This window comes from Thermofilum uzonense (assembly GCF_000993805.1).
GTDB lineage: Archaea > Thermoproteota > Thermoprotei > Thermofilales > Thermofilaceae > Thermofilum > Thermofilum uzonense.
On record NZ_CP009961.1, the window covers coordinates 1172382 to 1190198 of the forward strand.

Annotated in this window: 19 protein-coding genes, 3 tRNA genes and 1 rRNA gene; 7 read left to right on the plus strand and 16 right to left on the minus strand. The window is 44.7% G+C overall.

The genetic code is table 11. The features are described 5' to 3' along the window. Positions 1-127 precede the first annotated feature (127 nt). Both MA03_RS06025 and MA03_RS06030 read right to left on the minus strand, forming a co-directional pair. Complete coding sequence (locus MA03_RS06025) at positions 128-781, minus strand: endonuclease V (protein WP_052884400.1); 654 nt, start codon at positions 779-781, stop codon at positions 128-130. Further along, positions 778-1416 carry a translin family protein gene (locus tag MA03_RS06030; protein ID WP_052884401.1) on the minus strand — a complete coding sequence of 213 codons (639 nt, stop codon included), beginning with the start codon at positions 1414-1416 and terminating at the stop codon, positions 778-780. Before MA03_RS06030 ends, MA03_RS06025 begins: the two co-directional genes overlap by 4 nt. Before the next feature lie 69 nt (positions 1417-1485). On the opposite strand from MA03_RS06030, the gene map reads away from it, so the two are divergent. Then, positions 1486-2400: a type II methionyl aminopeptidase gene (map, locus tag MA03_RS06035; RefSeq protein ID WP_052884402.1), complete on the plus strand. Its 915-nt coding sequence runs from the start codon at positions 1486-1488 to the stop codon at positions 2398-2400. Between the two features lie 80 nt (positions 2401-2480). Then, a tRNA-Pro gene (locus MA03_RS06040) sits at positions 2481-2592 on the plus strand. 49 nt (positions 2593-2641) lie between these two features. Here the strand turns inward: MA03_RS06040 and MA03_RS06045 are convergent. The 5 genes from MA03_RS06045 to MA03_RS06065 all read right to left on the minus strand — a co-directional run bounded on the left by MA03_RS06045 (position 2642) and on the right by MA03_RS06065 (position 5996). Beyond that, positions 2642-2830, minus strand: coding sequence for a hypothetical protein (locus MA03_RS06045; protein ID WP_052884403.1), 189 nt, complete (start codon positions 2828-2830; stop codon positions 2642-2644). 191 nt (positions 2831-3021) lie between these two features. Further along, entirely contained in the window at positions 3022-3708 is a 687-nt protein-coding gene (locus MA03_RS06050; protein ID WP_052884404.1) for a DUF357 domain-containing protein, read from the minus strand. Further along, on the minus strand, positions 3669-4502 hold the full coding sequence (gene dph5 / locus MA03_RS06055; RefSeq protein WP_052884405.1) for a diphthine synthase: 834 nt from the start codon (positions 4500-4502) through the stop codon (positions 3669-3671). Before dph5 ends, MA03_RS06050 begins: the two co-directional genes overlap by 40 nt. 57 nt (positions 4503-4559) lie before the next feature. Then, positions 4560-5522: a transcription initiation factor IIB gene (locus MA03_RS06060; protein ID WP_052884406.1), complete on the minus strand. Its 963-nt coding sequence runs from the start codon at positions 5520-5522 to the stop codon at positions 4560-4562. A gap of 66 nt (positions 5523-5588) precedes the next feature. Then, a complete protein-coding gene (locus tag MA03_RS06065) occupies positions 5589-5996 on the minus strand; it encodes a PIN domain-containing protein (RefSeq protein ID WP_191118466.1) in 408 nt (135 codons plus the stop codon). Between the two features lie 252 nt (positions 5997-6248). Here MA03_RS06065 and MA03_RS06070 point away from each other — a divergent pair, with 252 nt between their 5' ends. The 4 genes from MA03_RS06070 (at position 6249) to MA03_RS06085 (ending at position 10813) form a co-directional block, all read left to right on the plus strand. After that, on the plus strand, positions 6249-7598 hold the full coding sequence (locus MA03_RS06070) for a cyclic 2,3-diphosphoglycerate synthase (RefSeq protein ID WP_052884408.1): 1350 nt from the start codon (positions 6249-6251) through the stop codon (positions 7596-7598). Positions 7599-7722: 124 nt separating this feature from the next. Next, positions 7723-8799: a DUF373 family protein gene (locus MA03_RS06075; RefSeq protein WP_052884409.1), complete on the plus strand. Its 1077-nt coding sequence runs from the start codon at positions 7723-7725 to the stop codon at positions 8797-8799. A gap of 165 nt (positions 8800-8964) precedes the next feature. Then, positions 8965-9894, plus strand: coding sequence for a TRM11 family SAM-dependent methyltransferase (locus MA03_RS06080; protein WP_191118467.1), 930 nt, complete (start codon positions 8965-8967; stop codon positions 9892-9894). Next, positions 9863-10813: an MBL fold metallo-hydrolase gene (locus MA03_RS06085; RefSeq protein WP_191118468.1), complete on the plus strand. Its 951-nt coding sequence runs from the start codon at positions 9863-9865 to the stop codon at positions 10811-10813. The genes MA03_RS06080 and MA03_RS06085 overlap by 32 nt, the downstream gene beginning before the upstream one ends. A 38-nt stretch (positions 10814-10851) precedes the next feature. On the opposite strand, the gene MA03_RS06090 is transcribed toward MA03_RS06085, so the two are convergent. The 6 genes from MA03_RS06090 to MA03_RS06115 all read right to left on the minus strand — a co-directional run bounded on the left by MA03_RS06090 (position 10852) and on the right by MA03_RS06115 (position 14751). Beyond that, positions 10852-11301, minus strand: coding sequence for an RNA-binding domain-containing protein (locus tag MA03_RS06090; RefSeq protein WP_052884412.1), 450 nt, complete (start codon positions 11299-11301; stop codon positions 10852-10854). A gap of 3 nt (positions 11302-11304) precedes the next feature. Next, positions 11305-11877 (minus strand): AAA family ATPase, encoded by a 573-nt coding sequence (locus MA03_RS06095; protein ID WP_236944853.1) that lies wholly within the window; start codon positions 11875-11877, stop codon positions 11305-11307. A gap of 51 nt (positions 11878-11928) precedes the next feature. Next, positions 11929-13584, minus strand: a complete 1656-nt coding sequence (gene thsB, locus MA03_RS06100) for a thermosome subunit beta (protein WP_191118469.1) — start codon at positions 13582-13584, stop codon at positions 11929-11931. A 144-nt stretch (positions 13585-13728) separates the two neighbouring features. After that, positions 13729-13835, minus strand: a tRNA-Leu gene (locus MA03_RS06105). A gap of 184 nt (positions 13836-14019) precedes the next feature. Next, a tRNA-Pro gene (locus MA03_RS06110) sits at positions 14020-14093 on the minus strand. Between the two features lie 142 nt (positions 14094-14235). Then, positions 14236-14751 carry a class I SAM-dependent methyltransferase gene (locus MA03_RS06115; RefSeq protein WP_191118470.1) on the minus strand — a complete coding sequence of 172 codons (516 nt, stop codon included), beginning with the start codon at positions 14749-14751 and terminating at the stop codon, positions 14236-14238. A 35-nt stretch (positions 14752-14786) separates the two neighbouring features. On the opposite strand from MA03_RS06115, the gene MA03_RS06120 reads away from it, so the two are divergent. Continuing rightward, a complete protein-coding gene (locus MA03_RS06120; protein ID WP_052884415.1) occupies positions 14787-15011 on the plus strand; it encodes a hypothetical protein in 225 nt (74 codons plus the stop codon). A 178-nt stretch (positions 15012-15189) separates the two neighbouring features. Here the strand turns inward: MA03_RS06120 and MA03_RS06125 are convergent, their stop codons facing one another. The 3 genes from MA03_RS06125 to MA03_RS06135 form a co-directional block, all read right to left on the minus strand. Next, positions 15190-16233 (minus strand): Gfo/Idh/MocA family protein, encoded by a 1044-nt coding sequence (locus tag MA03_RS06125; RefSeq protein ID WP_052884416.1) that lies wholly within the window; start codon positions 16231-16233, stop codon positions 15190-15192. A 250-nt stretch (positions 16234-16483) separates the two neighbouring features. Continuing rightward, positions 16484-16602 (minus strand): 5S ribosomal RNA (rrf, locus tag MA03_RS06130). Between the two features lie 51 nt (positions 16603-16653). Next, positions 16654-17817: a geranylgeranyl reductase family protein gene (locus MA03_RS06135; protein WP_191118471.1), complete on the minus strand. Its 1164-nt coding sequence runs from the start codon at positions 17815-17817 to the stop codon at positions 16654-16656.

Consider the following 17817-nt stretch of genomic DNA (forward strand, 5'->3'; position numbering starts at 1 on the left):
ATGCTCTTGAACAAGAGTTTATGAAGGAGTTATGGGAGCGATCTGATAAGAAGCACTGGAAGGTAAAAGATGGAGCACTGTGAATAGACGTGGATCGACATCATGAGCTCTTAGCACACAGGTATCCCTAGGAGTTTCTCTTCCTGGCACTCGTAGCGTAGATGTGGGCCAGTCTGATTGGCTCTGGAAGAGAAGCATTACTCTTGGTTAGACTTATCGCGAGCTTCAACGCCGTATTCAATGTCAGCTTATTTCCAACACTAATGTAAATGTCTCTCCGCGAACGACCTAACTTCACAGCGTAGGCTAAAACCTCACCGTTATAGATTACCATCCCTAGCTTATCGCTTAATCGCTCGACGCTACCCATCAAAAGCTTCTTGGCAACTCCTATAGTCGGCTTCCCTACTACAACTCCAAGATGACAAGCAAAGCCCGCCTTGTAAGGGTGTAGGCGACCGTTGCCGTCTACGAATAGCACCTGGTATGTTGAGCGCAGTTTCTTGAGAGCTTTGAATGCCGGCCATACTTCTCTAAAAGCGAGCAGCGTCGGGATATATGGAAATTTCACCTCCACCTCTGTTACTGAGACTTCCACGGGTGAAAGAGTTTGCACGTCGACTACAACACCGGCTGCGAATGCCTTGTCGTTTTTATAAGCCACATCGACGCCCGCCGCTAGCCTCAGTGGAAGTTCTATTTCATCTCTCTCCACAACCTTTTCAGCTATTTTCTTCTGGGCGAGCCGTGCCTTCTCGATTGAAAAGTTCACAGGTATCATATTTCCTTCAAGGCTTTTTGAAACATTCTCGTGAGAGCACTAGACTTTTCCGAGAACAAGATGTCTTTTCGAGTGTTTTCGATCAAGGCACGCGCAACGTCTATTTTATGACGTAAGCCTGGAGCTAGAGTCTCGGGAAACGACAGCTTACTTAGCTCGAAGAATACGGTCTCCATTAGCTGCAAGAGATCCCAAGCTCTCTGAACATCGTCTTTACGTAGATTGTCTAAAATATTCCTCCTAATCTCTCCCACCAGATCGCCCATACCCAACAGGTAAGCTTGTGGCTCTACCCTCAACTCATCGATCGTCGGGATCCTTTGATGCGATAGAATCGCGAAGAGCGTCGTAGCCTCTACATATTCAGCTTGAGCGGAAAGCGTGGAGCCACCGTAATAAATGTTAGGGGACTCTTTCTTGTATTTCTCAACCTCTCTTAAAAGAGTCTCGGCTTCCCTTAACATCTGCATGCTTTTCTCGAAATCCCCCCTATGCATAGCAAAGATCGCTTCACGAGTTTTCCTAGTTATTTCGCGGGTGAGAGCGAGAAGCTCTTCCCTACTCTCGTCTAGGATCGTCAATTCTTGTCCGGCCTTTCTAATATTCTCCCTTATTACTTCTTCGTCTAAGGACATAATAATTTATTGGGGCAGCCGCGATATTAAATATATACCTTGGATGCAATGAATGGCTAGCATCACGGTATGTTCGAGGAATATCTTAGAGCTGGAGAGATCGCAAGGCAGGCTCTCAAACTAGCAATTGATACTGTAGCTGAGGGAACGCCTCTCATAGATATAGCCGAAAAACTGGAAGGCTTCATAAGAGCTAAGGGCGGAAAACCAGCCTTCCCGGTGAACATATCCATCAATGATGTAGCGGCGCACTATTCTCCAAGCATTGAGGACCAACAAGTTATCCCACGTGGCTCCATCGTGAAGGTCGATCTAGGAGTTCACATTGATGGATATATAGCTGATACGGCGGTGACCATATTCTTTGACAATAAGTTTCGCCTCCATGTTAAAGCTGCTCTCGAAGCTTTAGAAGAAGCAGCTTCCACTATTAAGCCTGGGGTTGGAGTGAATGACATTGCCAAGGCAATCTCTAGAAAAATCTATTCGCATGGTCTTCATCCTATCAGAAACTTAACCGGGCACAAAATCGAGAGATATAATCTCCATGCCGGCAAAAGCGTCCCTAATGTTCCAGGCCCGGAATACTTAGCATCCCGTATACTAGAAAATGAAGTCTACGCAGTTGAACCCTTCGCGACCGACGGAACAGGTTTTGTGAGTGAGAGAGGGCCCAGTAACATTTACAGGGTGATCTCGGTTAAAAAAGTTCCTAAAAATGAAACACTTAACGAGGTGCTAGAAGCGCTTTGGAGAGAGGTTGGAGGACTACCCTTCTCAGAGAGATGGGTGGTTGATAAAATACTTGAACGAGGGCAGCTAGAAGAACTTGTAAACATAAAAAGAGTTTATCATTATCCTAGACTCGTCGAAGATTCTCAAGGCTTCGTAAGCCAATTTGAAGACACCTTGATTGTCACAAAAGAAAAGGCAATCCAGTTAGCAAATTCGGCATCTCTCTACAGGAGCCTTGTCGACATCTGACCCGCCTCCGCTACTCTTCCTTTAAACGTTTCGATAGGTTTGACGAAAAAAAGATAAGCTTCTGAAAGTAGATTGCCTGAGGGGCCGTAGTCCAGCCTGGTAGGATGCCTGGCACGGCTTTTAAAAGCCGCGGGACTTGGGATCTGGGGACAAGAACCCAGGTGGTCCCGGGTTCAAATCCCGGCGGCCCCATTATCGGCTTGTTTTACTTCCGATATCCCTAGTATATCTTCTTCGCCTCCTATTCCTCGAGGAGGTTTTCAAGCATGCTCCTGTGCTCCTCTAGCTCCTCGAGTATTGCATCGATGCTGTCGAGTGCCTTCCTGTGGTCTGGGAGGATGTCAGCATATGCCTTGAAAGGGGCTATACGTGTGCAGGACTTGGGCCTCGAAATAAACGCTGCATAAACATATGCTTGGACATCGCCCACAAGACAGGATACAGCCCACTAACACCAAGCGAGATCAAAGCCTTTGTGTCGACACGGAGTGGAGTCATTACTCGCCGAGAAGAAGGGCAAGATACGCCCATCGGGATTCAGAAAATAACCCTTTAACAGGGAAACCTCGCCCTTCAGGGCGGGGAGGAGGTCAGGCAGGGCGTATTAGAACTAGCATGAATTTACTGGGGGTAGCCTAGAAGCTTTTGAAGATTACTCGAGGAATAACCCTCTATTCTTTCCTCAATGAAAACTATTTTGGCCTTGGAACCAACCTCCTTTAATGACTCCTCGACCTTAGGCTTAAGCCATATCTGATCGGCACCAAGGACGACATAGTCAGGCTTAACCCTTTCAATCGCACTTGCAAAGTTCGGCGGGTAATCGCCTAGAAAGGCTTCTTCCACAAGCTTCAGGCTGTTGAGTAGTAAAACTCTATCCGTTTCTTTCATTAAAGGTTTTTTTCCTTTGGTTTCAATAACCGTCGCATCCCTTGCAACAACAACGTAGACCTTTCCATACTCGCCTGCCTTCCTAAGAAAATATATATGGCCGGGATGAAGGAGGTCAAAAACACCTCCTACGAGTACTCTGTGAGTGGCCACGTTGTCTTGCGGTTTTCTCCACTCAAACTCAGCCTTGCCAAGTATTCTCAACGCGTCTAGAAGGCCTTCCGCGTAGGAGGCGCAAGCTATGGCTGTTAAACAGTCACCCAATTTAGAATAGTGTTGCGAGTCAGACAAATACAGTCTTGCCTGGTTAATCACAGTCTCAATGTCTTTTCCATCACTCGTAAATTTGAGTGTCTCTAACGCAGCATTGACGTTGCTTATATACTTCGAAGCCTTTTCCCGACAGACTTGTTCCATTCAATAAACACCTCTCGGCTCATTCGAAGCTTATACTGTAAAAAATCTATTTCTGTATCGTGGAGAATACCAGGGATAACTATAGAGTGGGGCGGCGCGGTTTTCTTAAGAGATATCGCTTCACTTATTTTACCAACAAAGACTTCTTCCGTTGGTGTAAGCGCTCGCGAAACAGCTATAATTATAGTGTCGGGGCTTATTACTCCCTCGCGGAACTTTTCCTCTAGCATCATGAGTAACTCTGCAGCCTCAGGAATACTCATATACTTATTCTCTTCAGCCTTTATGTCGAGTAGCAGCAGTGTATGTAAACCGCGATCTAGGTTGTCTCCTATAACCCTGTATGACGTGTAGGGATAAAAGTTGAATTCCTTCTGCGGATAAACAAGCGTGGCTACCCGTCCAAACTTATAGATGTGGAGTCCAGTTGAACACAAAATGGCATCTATTACTGATGGGGCTGGAATGATTTTTACTTCTATACCCCTCTTGTAAGCCTCCGCGACTAAGTATGCATGTGTCGTAGCTATAAGTGGATTTCCAAATGTAAGAAAGACTACTTTCAGTTTTTGAGAGGCTTCCAATATTTCTTCGGTTATACCGTTCTCTAAATCCTTGCGGCTAAGAGATCTTAGGGTTTTCCCGGTAATCTTCTCGAAAACAGATTTTGAGAAATCCGGTGTTATGCTTGTGTATTCTTCTAAGAATACGATATCCGCGGTCTTTATTTCTTCCATTAAACCTAGCGAAACATCACGTAAACCGTATAGCCCTAGCCCTCCTATTACAAGCATTAAGATAATTCGTGGTTATAGGCTCTATAAAATATATGTCAAAGAGGAAAACTCATTCTACCTGTTGGGCTTGATGGGCAACTTTATACCGAGCTTCTTTACAAGCTCCTTGTATCTGTTGCGTACAGTTACCTCGGTAACCTTTGCCGCCCGGGCAACTTCTTTCTGTGTACGCATCTCTCCATTCTGGATAGCAGCTATGTAAATGGCTGCCGCCGCAAGTCCTGCAGGATCCTTGCCAGCGGTAAGTCCTGCACTTCTAGCCTGTTCAATTATCTCCATTGCTCTTTTTATTGTTGAACCGGATAATCTTAGCAAAGAGCCGATCCTTGGAACAAAATCAGAGGCATTAGGGAGGGGAACCTTTATCGCTGCTTCTCTTAGCAAGAGCCTATAGCATCTTGCAACATCTTTACGTCCTGCCCTTGTGTAAATAGCTATCTCATCAAGTGTCCTGGGAAGCCTCATCTCACGGCAGGCTGCATAAACGGCTGCAGCCATCACGGATTCAATGCTCCGGCCTCTAACAAGGTTACTATCTAGTGCTCTGCGATATATCTCTATAGCCCTATCTAGGACTGATTTGGGAAGCCCTAGCTGAGCACCTAGCCTTTCTAACTCGACAACTGCTTGAGCGAGATTCCTCTCCATTGAGCTTTGAGCTCTAGCCCTTACCTGCCATTTTCTTAGTCTCAACATTTCAATTTTCTTCCTAAGACTTATCTCCCGTCCCGCCGCATCTCTTCCAGCCCAATCAATATCTGTTACAAGGCTCTCGATTCCAAATCTTGAAATGGGTGCTCCAACTCGGCTACGTCTCTCCCTTTCTTCTGGTGTGAAGGCTCTCCACTCCGCACCTCGATCAATCTCACGCTCACTCATCACGTATCCGCAATTCGCACAGATTATTTCGCCTCTTGTAGCATCATATATAAGTTTGGTACTTCCGCATTGTGGACATCTAAGCTCTAACTCCGCTTCGCCCGGCGATTCCTCCTCTCTAATATTCTTTTTTTCCATGTATTCTCACCCGAAATCTATTTAAGGATTTCTTTTCCAACCTATTTAAACCTTTCTATCCAAAAACTATATAAGTCTTCCTTTAGCCCTTCTTAAAAACAAAACCTCAACCCCCATTTTTTCGGCACGTTTCTTCATCTCTCGATCAGCGGTCGCTAAGATATACCCCCTTAGCCTGGCTTCACCAATTAAAACACTATCAATGTCTTCATGGGTGCCTGCAATCTTAATGTAACTGAAAAGATTAGGATTTGTTTTGAGAATCTGTTCAACCAAAATAATAGCACTTGCAGCAATTACGCCTTTTTTCGATGCCTTATCGGCTGAAAGTTTTTGGAGTTCATTATGAACAACATCTGGGATTACTACATGACATATTGGCTTCTCAGCGGGGAAAAGTACTTCGATCGGATTTAGCCTCTTTTCAACGATATACATGAGAACACTTGTATCGATAAGTACTGTTTTACACATATTACAGACAAGATCCCTAGTTAGAACCTCTTAATATTTCTAGTAAGCATCACCTCGAGGCCTACTCAAGAGCCAGATAACTTTGACTTAATAAGTTGTATTTTATAATATTTTTTAGACGATAAGATCCAAACAAGAGTTTTTTCGCTTAAAAAGACGTATTCATCAATAATTTATACAAAAAATAACATAGCTTCAAAAAATATTTACAAGAATTTATTTATTCTTTCTCTACATATTCATACGAGCTAGATGCAAGAAGTAGCCATATATCGAAGAAGAAAAGTTATAATCATGGGTGCTGCTGGGCGAGACTTTCATAACTTTAATGTCCTTTTTAGGAATGATTCTTCATATGAAGTTGTTGCTTTTACGGCTACTCAGATTCCATTTATAGATAATCGTAAATATCCTCCTGAGCTCGCAGGCCCGCTTTACCCTGAGGGTATACCAATTTATCCCGAACGTATGATTGAGGAACTTATTAAAAAATATAAGGTAGACGAGGTGTATCTTTCCTACAGTGATCTTAGATTCCACGAAGTAATGGACAAGGCTAGTCGTGTTACTGCTGCCGGTGCTAACTTCATCCTCCTCGGGGCTGAAAAAACCATGCTGAGATCCGTGAAGCCCGTGATTGCTGTTACCGCGTCCAGAACCGGTGCAGGAAAAAGCACGATTACGAGGTATGTCACGCGGATACTAAGAGAAGCTGGAGTTAGGTTTACTGTAGTGAGACACCCGATGCCGTACGGAGATCTTAGGAAAAGTGTTGTCCAGAGATTCTCTACTTTTGACGACCTTGACTATTACAATTGTACAATAGAGGAGAGAGAAGAATATGAGCCGCACCTGGCTATGGGTAATATTGTGTATGCTGGTGTAGACTACGAGAAGATATTAAGAGAGGCCGAGAAAGAATCTGACATTATAATCTGGGATGGCGGAAATAACGACTGGCCTTTCTTTAAACCAGACCTTTACATAACAATAGCGGACCCCACGCGTCCAGATGATGTTTTAGGCTCATATCCCGGGTATGTAAACGTAAAGTTGGCAGATGTCATAGTAATCAACAAAGTAAATGCTGTTGAGGAAAAAGCCGTGGAAGTTGTGTTGAAGAGTGTAAGAGAGGTAAACGATAAAGCTAAGATAGTATACACTGCATCAGAGTTAAGCGTGGATGCTCCCGAACTTATAAGGAATAAAAAAGTAGTTGTAGTTGAGGATGGGCCTACGGTTACACACGGCTCACTAAGCTTTGCGGCTGGCTACAACGCTGCAAGACAATTCGGTGCCCGCGAGATAATAGATCCTAGACCCTATGCTGTTGGCTCCATCGCCGATGCTTACAAATTGTATCCTCACCTTGGACCTATAGTCCCTGCGTTAGGGTACTCTGAGGCACAAATTAGGGAACTGGAAGAGACATTGAATCGTATACCCGCCGACGCCATTGTAATGGGCACACCATCTGATCTCCGCCGATATTTGAAGCTAAACAAGCCTGCTGTCAGGGTTTTCTATGAAGCTCGAGAAGTATCGGTTCCAGGACTTAGAGAAATAATCCACGAATTTATAAGTAGCCGCTTAAAGGTTTAGCCACTACACATTCTAATTTCTATGTCTTCGATCATGTCGGAAAAGTACCTTGTATGGTGTATGTGATCGCATGAAGTATAATAAGCACTAATAAAAATATACCAGAATAGAGTTGTGATTTGACGTGAATGGTGGGGAGGAGAGAATACTCGTACTCTGCGTTGATCGAGACAATGACGTAGGCGATGTTCTAGGTATATCTACCCCTGTGATGGGCGAGGAGAATATCTTGAGAACGGCATTAGAATATATTTTGCGCCGCCCCGAGGACTCAGATTCAAATGCATTATTCGCAGCAGTCCAAACATACCGAGAACTAGTAAACAAGGGGTACAAAGATAGAGTCGAGATAGCCCTTTTAGCAGGTGAGACGCAAGAGGGGGTTGAGGCAGACATTAAAATACTACGAGAGCTCGACCAAATTCTTTCCAAAGAGAAGTTTACAGGAGCTATATTAGTCTCAGATGGACCAACTGATGAGGCAGTTGCACCTTTAATTCAGTCAAGGCTCCCATTGATCTCGATACGGAGAGTAATCGTCCAACAGTCTAGAGGGGTAGAAGAGACTTTTGTTCTCCTCGTTAATTATGTAAGGAAGTTATTCATGGAAGAAAAATATCGTAGGTTTTCACTCGGTCTCACAGGGGTTTTTCTAATAGTATATGTTTTCCTTTCAACACTGCTACCCCAGTTTCTCTGGCCTATTATCCTTGGCTTCACAGGATTAGTTTTAGTTGTGAAGGGCTACAACCTTGATGAGACCCTGCGTGGAATCTATTCCTCTAAGCCAATAACCTTTGCCGCGCTCATACTTTCTGCACTGCTGGTTTTGCTTGGAACAATACAAGGTGTTTCTGTTCTTGTACAAAACATCCCTAAGGGGTTTTTCGCTGCACTGGGAGATATGATGCTGGCATCTATTGGAGCGCAGTTAATTACTACGGATCTTTTCGTTTTAGCTGCAGCTCTCCCAATATTTGGAAGAATCGTAGATACCTTTATATCTTATAAACCTCCGCGAGTCTCAGATGCATTTGCATTGATGACAATCCTAATCTCTAGGCAGTTACTCGTTGAAGTGGCTAAGTACCTATCCGGTGGAGGCGACATCCGTGGAGTTTTGACGTGGTCCTTTATTGTGCTAGGATTCATTGTGTTTTTCGTATCCATATTACCTCTCGAGAGACGTGGCAAGGGGTGAGTTTTACCACTGGAAGAAAAAAGAGTTATATTATTTTTCAAAAGAAATTTGAGTGACTGTAGCCGTAAAGATATTGAGACACTAGTTGAGGCTATTTTTATTTCCGGAAAAATGAGGCAATTATCCCCTAACATCATAGAGGTTTCAGGATTACTTGATATAGTCATGCTTGAGGAGTATGTATACAGGTCGGCGACACTTCAGGATGTATTTTTGGTCATAAAACATGTAGACCTTTCAGGTTGCCTTGACTTTATGGATTTACTCTGTACTAAAGGAACAGGAATAAAAGTTGAAAACCCAGTGATAAGAGTGCTAAGCATAGACAAGTTGTCAAAGTTACCTTCCATAACAGGTTCACTAACATGCCTTGAAGATATTCTCTCAATAGCTGACCAGCTTTCCTTTAGTAAAATTTATCCCTATGAGGGAAGACCTCACCTAATTATAAATTGTCTCGAGAAAAAAGGTTATCTGGGAGTCTTCCTGAAGAGGATGAGAAGGGATAGATTTATCTACCGATCACCCGAGAAGAGAGCGTTCATGCAGTATTCAGCTCTTTCACCAAGGATGGCTCTTTTCATGGTAAATTTATCCACGAGGGCTAAGGGTAGGAAAAAGCCCATGACTTTTCTGGATCCTTTCTGCGGCTCTGGCGGCGTCCTGATAGAGGCTGCTTTGCTAGGTTATTATGCCGTAGGACTGGAAATATTCTACAAACCTGTTAGAGGGGCCCGTCGTAATGTTATTCAGTTAAATCTTTACACAAATGTGGATCTTATATTAGCGGATGCATCACTTCCACCCTTTAGAGAGAAATCGTTTGATGCGATAGCCTTTGATCCTCCTTATGGACGACTTTCCCCGGTGAAGGGGCGAGAGTCTGTTGATCCTCTAATAAATTTTCTTTCCTCTGTAAGGTATATATTGAAGAAAAACGGCTCCTGTATATTCCTTTATCCAAGTGGACGTGAGACGGACAGGTTGACTAAAATGGGATTTACGGAAGAGTGTAAAATATTCGAGCACTCAAGGTTGACAAGATCTTTGTGGTGCTTGCGTGATGAGCGCCAGGGTCATGTTCTGGGGAGTTAGTAGCACAAGACCCTTTAAAGACAGATTGCCCCCTTGCATAATTGTTAAGATAAATACTAGGTTAATAGTGCTTGATGCTGGCGAATTATGTCAGGGGGCCTTTGAATACTTTCGACTAAGCCACAACTCTCCTTTAAGCATTCTTATCTCTCATCTGCATGGTGATCACGTCTACGGCTTAGCTCCTTTGATTGAATCCCTGCAACTGGCAGGGAGGAAGACCCCGATTGAGGTGGTAGGACCTCTAGGACTAGAAGAAATTATACCTTTAAGAAACATAGCTAAAGCAAATTTTACTATAAGAGTAATCGAGCTGTCATCTCCTGAAGGCGTATTCACGATAGATGATAAAGAGGGAATCCGAGCCGTTTATGTTCAGAGCCCTCACTCACATGTATCCTACTCCTATATAATCGAAACAAAGGAAAAGATAAGGTTGAATGGTGAAAAACTTCAAAGAGAAGGTATACCGGGCAGGCTGCGCCGTAGATTAATCGAGAAAGGCTATGTACGTTTTCGAGGTAGACAATACCAGCTAGAAGATTTTATCTCGGAGAAGATTCCAGGATTAAAGATCGCTTATAGTGGCGACACCTTACCGAATGCAAGGTTCGGTGCGAAGAGTTACCGTGCCGACCTACTTATCCATGAAAGCACTTTTGCATTTCAAGATAGAGAGGGAAGAGAGGAAGTTGCACACTCCTCGGCTAGCGAGGCAGCATACCTGGCACGTCTGGCCAAAGTAAACGTTTTAGTATTAACACATTTCAGCACCCGATACACTGATCTTTCCCTCCTCCTTGAAGAGGCAAGGCTTATTTTTGCACGCTCAATATTAGCTCAAAAAGGCCTGATAATTGAAATTTTTGTGAAGCGTCCTCGACTGATCCGTGTTATCTTCCCTCCGCCTAGTACGTAGCCTGCACCGACATGACAGCTTCAAGAAAGTTAGCCATTTCAGACACATCGAAAAGTTGCTTCTTCATTGATGGGTTTTCCTTCTTTAGTTTCAGGCGCTATCCAGTTTATAAAAAGCTCGGGATTACATTCGCCTATGTCTATCATCAGAGTAATAGCTCCTAGGGGACTCTCACCTATCTCGAATGAGCAAAAGCTGACACGCCCCTGAAAAGCTGCCTGTTTATTCAAGTGGAACTTGAAGACGTTTTCACTTCTCCCCCTTAAAATGTAACTCCGGGCTGCGTCAAGAATTCTCTGGGATCTCAATAGGTAAGCCAGTCTCTCTAGGGGTCTGGGAGACTCAGCAGAACATACCACTTCCTGGTACTTATCGTACCGATCCACGTGACATTCGTCCTTATTAAAGTCTAGTACGTTACGAATGGCTTTTAGAACCTTCTCTTCGGACTCTGTTGCATATAATGGTGCACGAGCCGTTACGCGCATGACTTACCCCTCAATTATACTTTCAAGTAAATTTTCAACTACAGCTGAAAGTTGCTCTAGAGTAATATTCTCGTTCACCACCATTATGTCAGCAAGTGCTATTACAGATCCTATACCGAAGTCGAGCTCACGTCTATCCCTCAACTCAAATTCCTCCCAAGTTTTGGGATCATCCTCCCTACCACGGCTTAATAGACGCTTAAACCTTGTACTCGGTGACGCGTGAAACGCCACCAGAACATATTTGGGAACCTTCCCCCTGAAGTAGTCGAGTTCCTCGAGACTTCGAAGCCCCTCGATTACTGCTAGCTTTCTCCCAGTTTGACAGGCTTTCTCAAAGGCTATGATGGCAATCGCGGCTTTTCCTAGCTTTTGACGTAACTCGGTTGCTATGGTTCCTAAGTTTTGATCAGTAACCTTTAGACCCCTTTCACGCGCGTGTTCTCGTACAATATCGCCCATGTTTATTACTGGTATTCCCCTACGAGATGCTGTTTTTCCAAAAATGCTTTTTCCTGAACCAGGCAAGCCTGTCACAAGCAATAGCTTCTCTATACTGCACAAACGTAACGTCACAAGCCAGAAGTATCGATAAAGAATAAAAATATTCTTTAGATTTAAGAAACTCTAATCGAACTCGCTTTTCTCTTCCCCTTCCTCTTTGCCCTTCTTCTCTTCTTTCTTGCTTTCAAGCTTGGAGGCACTTATTATATCGTCTATTCTCAGAATCATTGAGGCGGCCTCAGTCGCAACTTTTATCGCGTGGTCTTTGACACTGGCCGGCTCAAAGATTCCCTGTGAAATCATATCGGCTACACCTCCGTTATTCACGTCAACGCCGTAGCCCCACTTAGATGGATCCTGGTGAGCCGCTGTTAAATCGGCTATGACGTCGATAGGATCTAAGCCAGCATTTTCAGCCAGTGTCCTCGGAATAGATTCTAAAGCATTGGCAAAGGCCTCTACGGCTAATTGCTCCTTGCCGCTAACCTCTGTAGCATACTTCCTGAGTTCCTTCGCAATCTCGGCCTCTATAGCTCCACCTCCAGGAACTATGTACGGATGCTTCAGGACATCTGCTACAGCGTAAAGGGCGTCTTTGATGGAGCGCTCAGCCTCGTCGACAGCCCTTTCGAAACCGCCTCTGACGAGTATTGTCACGCTCTTGGGGTTGGGGCAGCCTTCAACGAAGACCATCTTCTCGTCCGCGACCTTCCTCTCCTCCACGAGCCTTGCAGTGCCGAGAGCCTCTGGAGAAATATCCTCAACCCTTGTAAGTATCTTAGCACCAGTAGCACGGGCAAGCTTCTCCATATCACTCTTCTTAACACGCCTCACAGCAAGAATACCAGCCCTGGCAAGATAATACTGAGCAACATCATCAATACCCTTCTGACAGAAAACAACATTAGCACCACTCTCCTTAATCTTGTCAACCATTTCTTTCAGTATCTTCTCTTCTTCTTCCAAGAACTGTTGCATCTGGTCAGGAGAGGAAATACGTATCTCTGCATCTATCTCGGTTTTCTCAACCTCGAGCGGGGCGTCTAGAAGCGCTATTTTCGCGTTCTCAACCCTCTTAGGCATGGCTGGATGTACAACCTCCTTGTCTACAATTATGCCATAGATAAGCTGAGTGTCTAGGAAGGCTCCTCCCTTCTTCTTTATAATTTGAATGTTGTCGATATCTACAATAACTTTTCCATCAACCTCTTCTGCGACCTGCTTAACAGCTTTTACAGCGAGCTCCGCAAAATAGTCTCTTAGCGCAGCTACGGCTTTGCTCCTCATAGAGGTGGACGCAACTTTCTTCAGAGTCTCGACGTCGTCGAGACTGACCTTTATGGCTTTCTGCCTAATTACCTCGCGAGCCTTTTCCATTGCTTTTTTGTAACCGCCCACTATAATCGTTGGATGAATGTTTCTGTCTAGAAGCTTTTCAGCCTCTTTTAATAGCTCTCCAGTCAGGACAACAGCAGTAGTGGTACCATCGCCTACTTCCTTGTCCTGAGCCTTGGCAACTTCCACCATAAGCTTTGCAACAGGATGCTGTACATCCATCTCATCAAGGATGGTAGCTCCATCATTAGATATTGTGATATCACCAAGAGTATCGATTAGCATCTTGTCCATGCCTTTAGGTCCAAGTGTAGTCTTTATAGTCTCTGAGATTGCCCTGGCAACCATTATGTTTAGACGTATGGCCTCTCGCCCAGCCTGTCTAGAAGCTCCTTCCTTGAGTATTAGTACAGGAACCCCTCCCAATTGAGCTACCGAGGCCATAGCCTCACCACCGGGTAGTGCCATTGTATCGCCTGCAGTACAAGCAAATTATCACTTCTATAAAAACCTTTCTATTGGTTAAGCCTCATTTCTAACGAGTAAAATCCTCAAAGGTTTGCATGAAACGTCTAATGCAATGTAAAGTGCGGGGGCCGGGATTCGAACCCGGGCAGGCCGACGCCAGCGGATTTCTAATTTTTCATCTCAGGATCTTAAGTCCGCCCCCTTTGTCCTAGCTCGGGCACCCCCGCCAGTGTTGATAATTTAGTAAAAGGGTAAAATATTTTTCTTGGCTATAGACCGTGAGGAGCATAATAATTTTCACTACAAACTCAGAGCACTTTTCTATGAGGCCCCAGGCAGGCCAGTTGATTAAAGCGAAGGGTAAAAAATTGGGCCCGCTGGCATGGACATTCCAGGAGAAAGCAGCATACATGGGGCCGCCGGGATTTGAACCCGGGACCACCAGCGCCCCAGGCTGGCATCCTACCAAGCTAGACTACGGCCCCTCGCGTCTTTGTGTAAGGAGAACCCTTAATATAATTTTTACGCGCTACTCTGAGAATAGGGCATCTCATAGCACTTCTCGCGTTTACGAGACAAGCTTTTTAAGATAGAACCATAGTTTCTAAACGGGATGAAATTTCAGAGTTATTCTGAAGAATGATGAGAAGGCATTTGTTTGACCGCCGTGACAACGAAGATTTCATCACCCGCACTCTCAATAAGCTTTTGAATCGAGAAGCCTTCAAGGGAAACAATCTTGGTAAGTTTTTTCTTTATGGAGATGACAGCAATTCCAGCTGGTTTCAGCACCCTATGAATCTCCCTTATTGCTTCCGGAACCTCGTGGAGAACGGTTATGCAGGCTGCAGCTTCAAAGGCATTATCTCGGATAGGAAGTATCTTGGCGTCCGCGCGCAGAGCATCTGAGATAACGCGATGATTTTTGCCTTTGAATATTCTAAGCATTCCTTTAGAAAGGTCTAGGCATAGGTAGTATTCAGCCTTTTTGAGCATTTCACCAAGGATTCCAGTACCACAACCCACATCAAGTATCTTTTTTGAACCCTCTAAAAATCCATAGGCTATAAAATTCTTCCTGCCTTGCTCTTCGCCATAAAGCTCGTCATAGAGGGGGGCAAGATCGTCATACGAGAGAGACATAGTCTTTTTACCCATACTCCTTAGTTTTAAATAAGATGTGGAGAAGGGTTCTCATAAAAGGTTTTGGCCTGACAGTAGCAACGATAGACTTCTTGGCTATAGAGCGTGAGGAGCATAATAATTTTCACTACAAACTCAGAGCACTTTTCTATGAGGCCCCAGGCAGACCGAAGCCATTCCCACCCTCTATAATCTCGGGTAGACCCCTAGTATGTCCTCCCAGCTTCTCATTCCTCGAGGAGGCCTTCAATCCTGTCTGAGAGTTCTTCAAGCTCCCTAAGCATCGCATCGATGCTGTCAAGTACTACTCTGTAGTCTGGCAGGATGTCAGCGTAGGACCTCACCAAGAAGAAAGATAACACCAGGAGCCAGAGAATAACCCCTAAGAGGGGTAACCGGGAGCCCGCCCTAGTGGCGCAGGGCGGCAGGCTGCATGGCTTAAACAGTGTCCATAATATTCGCGAGCTCTTCCCATGAGATTTCAACAGGAGCCTCTTTGACAGCTGATTCTAAGGCTTTTACAACACCTTTGAGCGCAATATATCCTTCCAACGCTGAGACTATCGGTTTTCTTCTTGTGGAGACAGACTCTAAGAAGTCTATAAGTTCAAGCTTAAGCGGTTCCTCCTGTAAATAGGATATCTCTATGCTTGTAACTTCATTGTGTATAGCAGTCTTTATCTTTTGTACATCGATAGAGTCGATTCCGTTGTCTATATTTATCCTTCTGAGAATATAGTCTGCAGTGAGAATGAAGTCCTCTGTTCTAACGGAGAAGCTTCGATGTTTATACTTTGGGCTTGTCCTCCAACTAGCGATAAGGTGTGCCGTCTTCCCACCAGGATATTGATAAACTGCTTCGACTTCAACTTCATATGGAAAATCATTCGTGCGGAAAGTTTGCGCATAGACTTTGCTTGGTAAGTTTCCCAAGAGAAAAACGGAAACATCGAGGTCATGTACTAGAAGATCGTGTGCAACACCTAGGTTGAGCGAATAGCTTCTCGCAGGACCCGGTCCAAGCCTTTTAGCCTCGAACGAAAGTATTTTTCCATTGAGTTGTTCAAGCATTCTTCGAGAAACAAGCACGATGGGATTAAAGCGCTCTATATGCCCCACAGCAAGGACTCTCCCAAGCCTTCTAGCTTTTTGGACTAAGTTGAACCCCTGCTCTATCGTTTCAGCAAGGGGCTTCTCAACAAAAACGTCATAGTTGTCAAGCAATTTATCTACAACCTTGTAATGGTAGATTGTTGGAACAACGACAATGACCGCGTCAAGATCCTTCTCCCTCCTAGACAATTCTTCGACACTACCGTAAAATGTGTCTGCATGATAAGTTTTGGCTACTTGGCTGGCACGTGAAATATCAGAATCTACTACTACGAGTCTTCCAACTAGATGGGATTGTAAAAGCGATAAAACCCTGACGTGGTTTACACCCCACCTTCCTACCCCAACGACAGCTACATTCAAACTCATACAACCCCCTACATTCATCTGCATTAAAATTGATTATGTTTCCGTAGATCCTGTTCTGTAGTGTGAGTTTTAAGAGCCAGCCGCGAAGCAGAAAGAATACATCGTCTACCCTTCACTCCTCTTCAGCGGGGATCTTAAGGTAACACCTTTGACTCTGAGGACACCGCTCTTAGATGACACTGAAACAAAAATAATCCTTGCACCGATACCTGTTTATTGGATATACAGGTAAACTGCGCGTATTGAGAAACGGCTCCAGCACCACCCTTTCCCGGGGCACGCGGACCCCAGTACTCGGGTTGGCGCACCCCCCTTAGCTTCCGGGTTCGGAATGAGTCCGGGCGTGGCAGGGGTGCTATGGCCGGAGCCGATAGCCTTAACTTTGTCTGTAATATAAAAAACTTACGGTTTATTAGATTCTTATGAGAGGAGGGCTTTCGCGACCTTTAGGCTGAAGATAGGATGTCTGAGAAGTTTTGTGGCAACTTGTACAACGTTTTCTCCATTTGCTAGGTTTACAACGTCTTCTGGCGAGAGTATCTCGGCGAGCTGATTTAGCTCTTCATCACTGAGTTTTTCAATTACATTAAGTCCTTTTAGGCTGTCCTTTATCCTTTTACCCCAGTACTCGTTATACTTTGAGACGTATTCACCTAGTGTTTTTGCGGAAAAGTCATCAAGCTCAAGTGCTTTTGAAGCGACCTCAGCCGCTATCTTTCCACCAGCAATCGAAGTATGGATGCCGCCCCCCGTCAAAGGTATGACCTGCCCGGCTGCTTCTCCGATAAGCATGACATGATCCGTAACAATCCGTTCTAGCATTCCTCCAATTGTCACAGCTGCTCCTTTGAACTCGATTATCTTGGATTTAGCAAAGATCTCCTGGTGTTCCTTTATGAATTTGTCCAGGTAAATCTTTGGAGCAGAGCCCTGAACCCCAATGCCAACGTTTGCGAGCGTGCCATCTTTGGGGAAAATCCACACGTAGCCTTTTGGAGCCACCTCATTCCCTATGTAGAAGTATGTGTAGTCCGGGTTATCAAGAGAAACGTTAGTCATCAGATATTGGACGGTGGGTATCACTTTTCTCTCGGCTTGTCTCTCTAAACCGAAAGCCCTTGAGGTAAATGATAGATATCCATCAGCACCTACGAGGAGTGGTGCCTCCACAGTAAGGGTTCTTGCAGTGACCCTAACTAAACCACCAGTGACCGTAGCTTGTTTGACTTGTTCCCGCATAAAGATGTCAGCTCCAGCCGAGGCAGCGTACTCGCCTAATACTCTTAAAAAGTTCCTTTTGTCTATGATATATCCCAAGTCGCCCTCGGACGTTATGCTCAGCTGTTTGCCGTTTGGTGCAACTACTATAGCACCCCTGATAGATCTTGAGATGAAACGATTTGCATCCGACTGGGAGATCTCAGCGGTAGTGATAACTCTCGAACTAATACCTTCACCGCAGGGCTTAACCGATAGTGTTTCATTCTTTTCAAGAACAGAGACCTTGAACCCTTTCTCGGCCAGTTTCCTAGCAAACATGAGGCCTGCGGGCCCGGCGCCGACAACTATGGCGTCGTACTTCAT

Bases quoted from the DNA above. Each gene is read 5' to 3' on its own strand.
- MA03_RS06025 (WP_052884400.1), bottom strand. From the start codon at position 781: ATGATACCTGTGAACTTTTCAATCGAGAAGGCACGGCTCGCCCAGAAG.
- MA03_RS06030 (WP_052884401.1), bottom strand. From the start codon at position 1,416: ATGTCCTTAGACGAAGAAGTAATAAGGGAGAATATTAGAAAGGCCGGA.
- map (WP_052884402.1), top strand. From the start codon at position 1,486: ATGTTCGAGGAATATCTTAGAGCTGGAGAGATCGCAAGGCAGGCTCTC.
- MA03_RS06050 (WP_052884404.1), bottom strand. From the start codon at position 3,708: ATGGAACAAGTCTGTCGGGAAAAGGCTTCGAAGTATATAAGCAACGTC.
- dph5 (WP_052884405.1), bottom strand. From the start codon at position 4,502: ATGCTTGTAATAGGAGGGCTAGGGCTATACGGTTTACGTGATGTTTCG.
- MA03_RS06060 (WP_052884406.1), bottom strand. From the start codon at position 5,522: ATGGAAAAAAAGAATATTAGAGAGGAGGAATCGCCGGGCGAAGCGGAG.
- MA03_RS06065 (WP_191118466.1), bottom strand. From the start codon at position 5,996: ATGTGTAAAACAGTACTTATCGATACAAGTGTTCTCATGTATATCGTT.
- MA03_RS06070 (WP_052884408.1), top strand. From the start codon at position 6,249: ATGCAAGAAGTAGCCATATATCGAAGAAGAAAAGTTATAATCATGGGT.
- MA03_RS06080 (WP_191118467.1), top strand. From the start codon at position 8,965: ATGCTTGAGGAGTATGTATACAGGTCGGCGACACTTCAGGATGTATTT.
- MA03_RS06085 (WP_191118468.1), top strand. From the start codon at position 9,863: ATGAGCGCCAGGGTCATGTTCTGGGGAGTTAGTAGCACAAGACCCTTT.
- MA03_RS06090 (WP_052884412.1), bottom strand. From the start codon at position 11,301: ATGCGCGTAACGGCTCGTGCACCATTATATGCAACAGAGTCCGAAGAG.
- thsB (WP_191118469.1), bottom strand. From the start codon at position 13,584: ATGGCCTCGGTAGCTCAATTGGGAGGGGTTCCTGTACTAATACTCAAG.
- MA03_RS06115 (WP_191118470.1), bottom strand. From the start codon at position 14,751: ATGTCTCTCTCGTATGACGATCTTGCCCCCCTCTATGACGAGCTTTAT.
- MA03_RS06120 (WP_052884415.1), top strand. From the start codon at position 14,787: ATGTGGAGAAGGGTTCTCATAAAAGGTTTTGGCCTGACAGTAGCAACG.
- MA03_RS06125 (WP_052884416.1), bottom strand. From the start codon at position 16,233: ATGAGTTTGAATGTAGCTGTCGTTGGGGTAGGAAGGTGGGGTGTAAAC.
- MA03_RS06135 (WP_191118471.1), bottom strand. From the start codon at position 17,817: ATGAAGTACGACGCCATAGTTGTCGGCGCCGGGCCCGCAGGCCTCATG.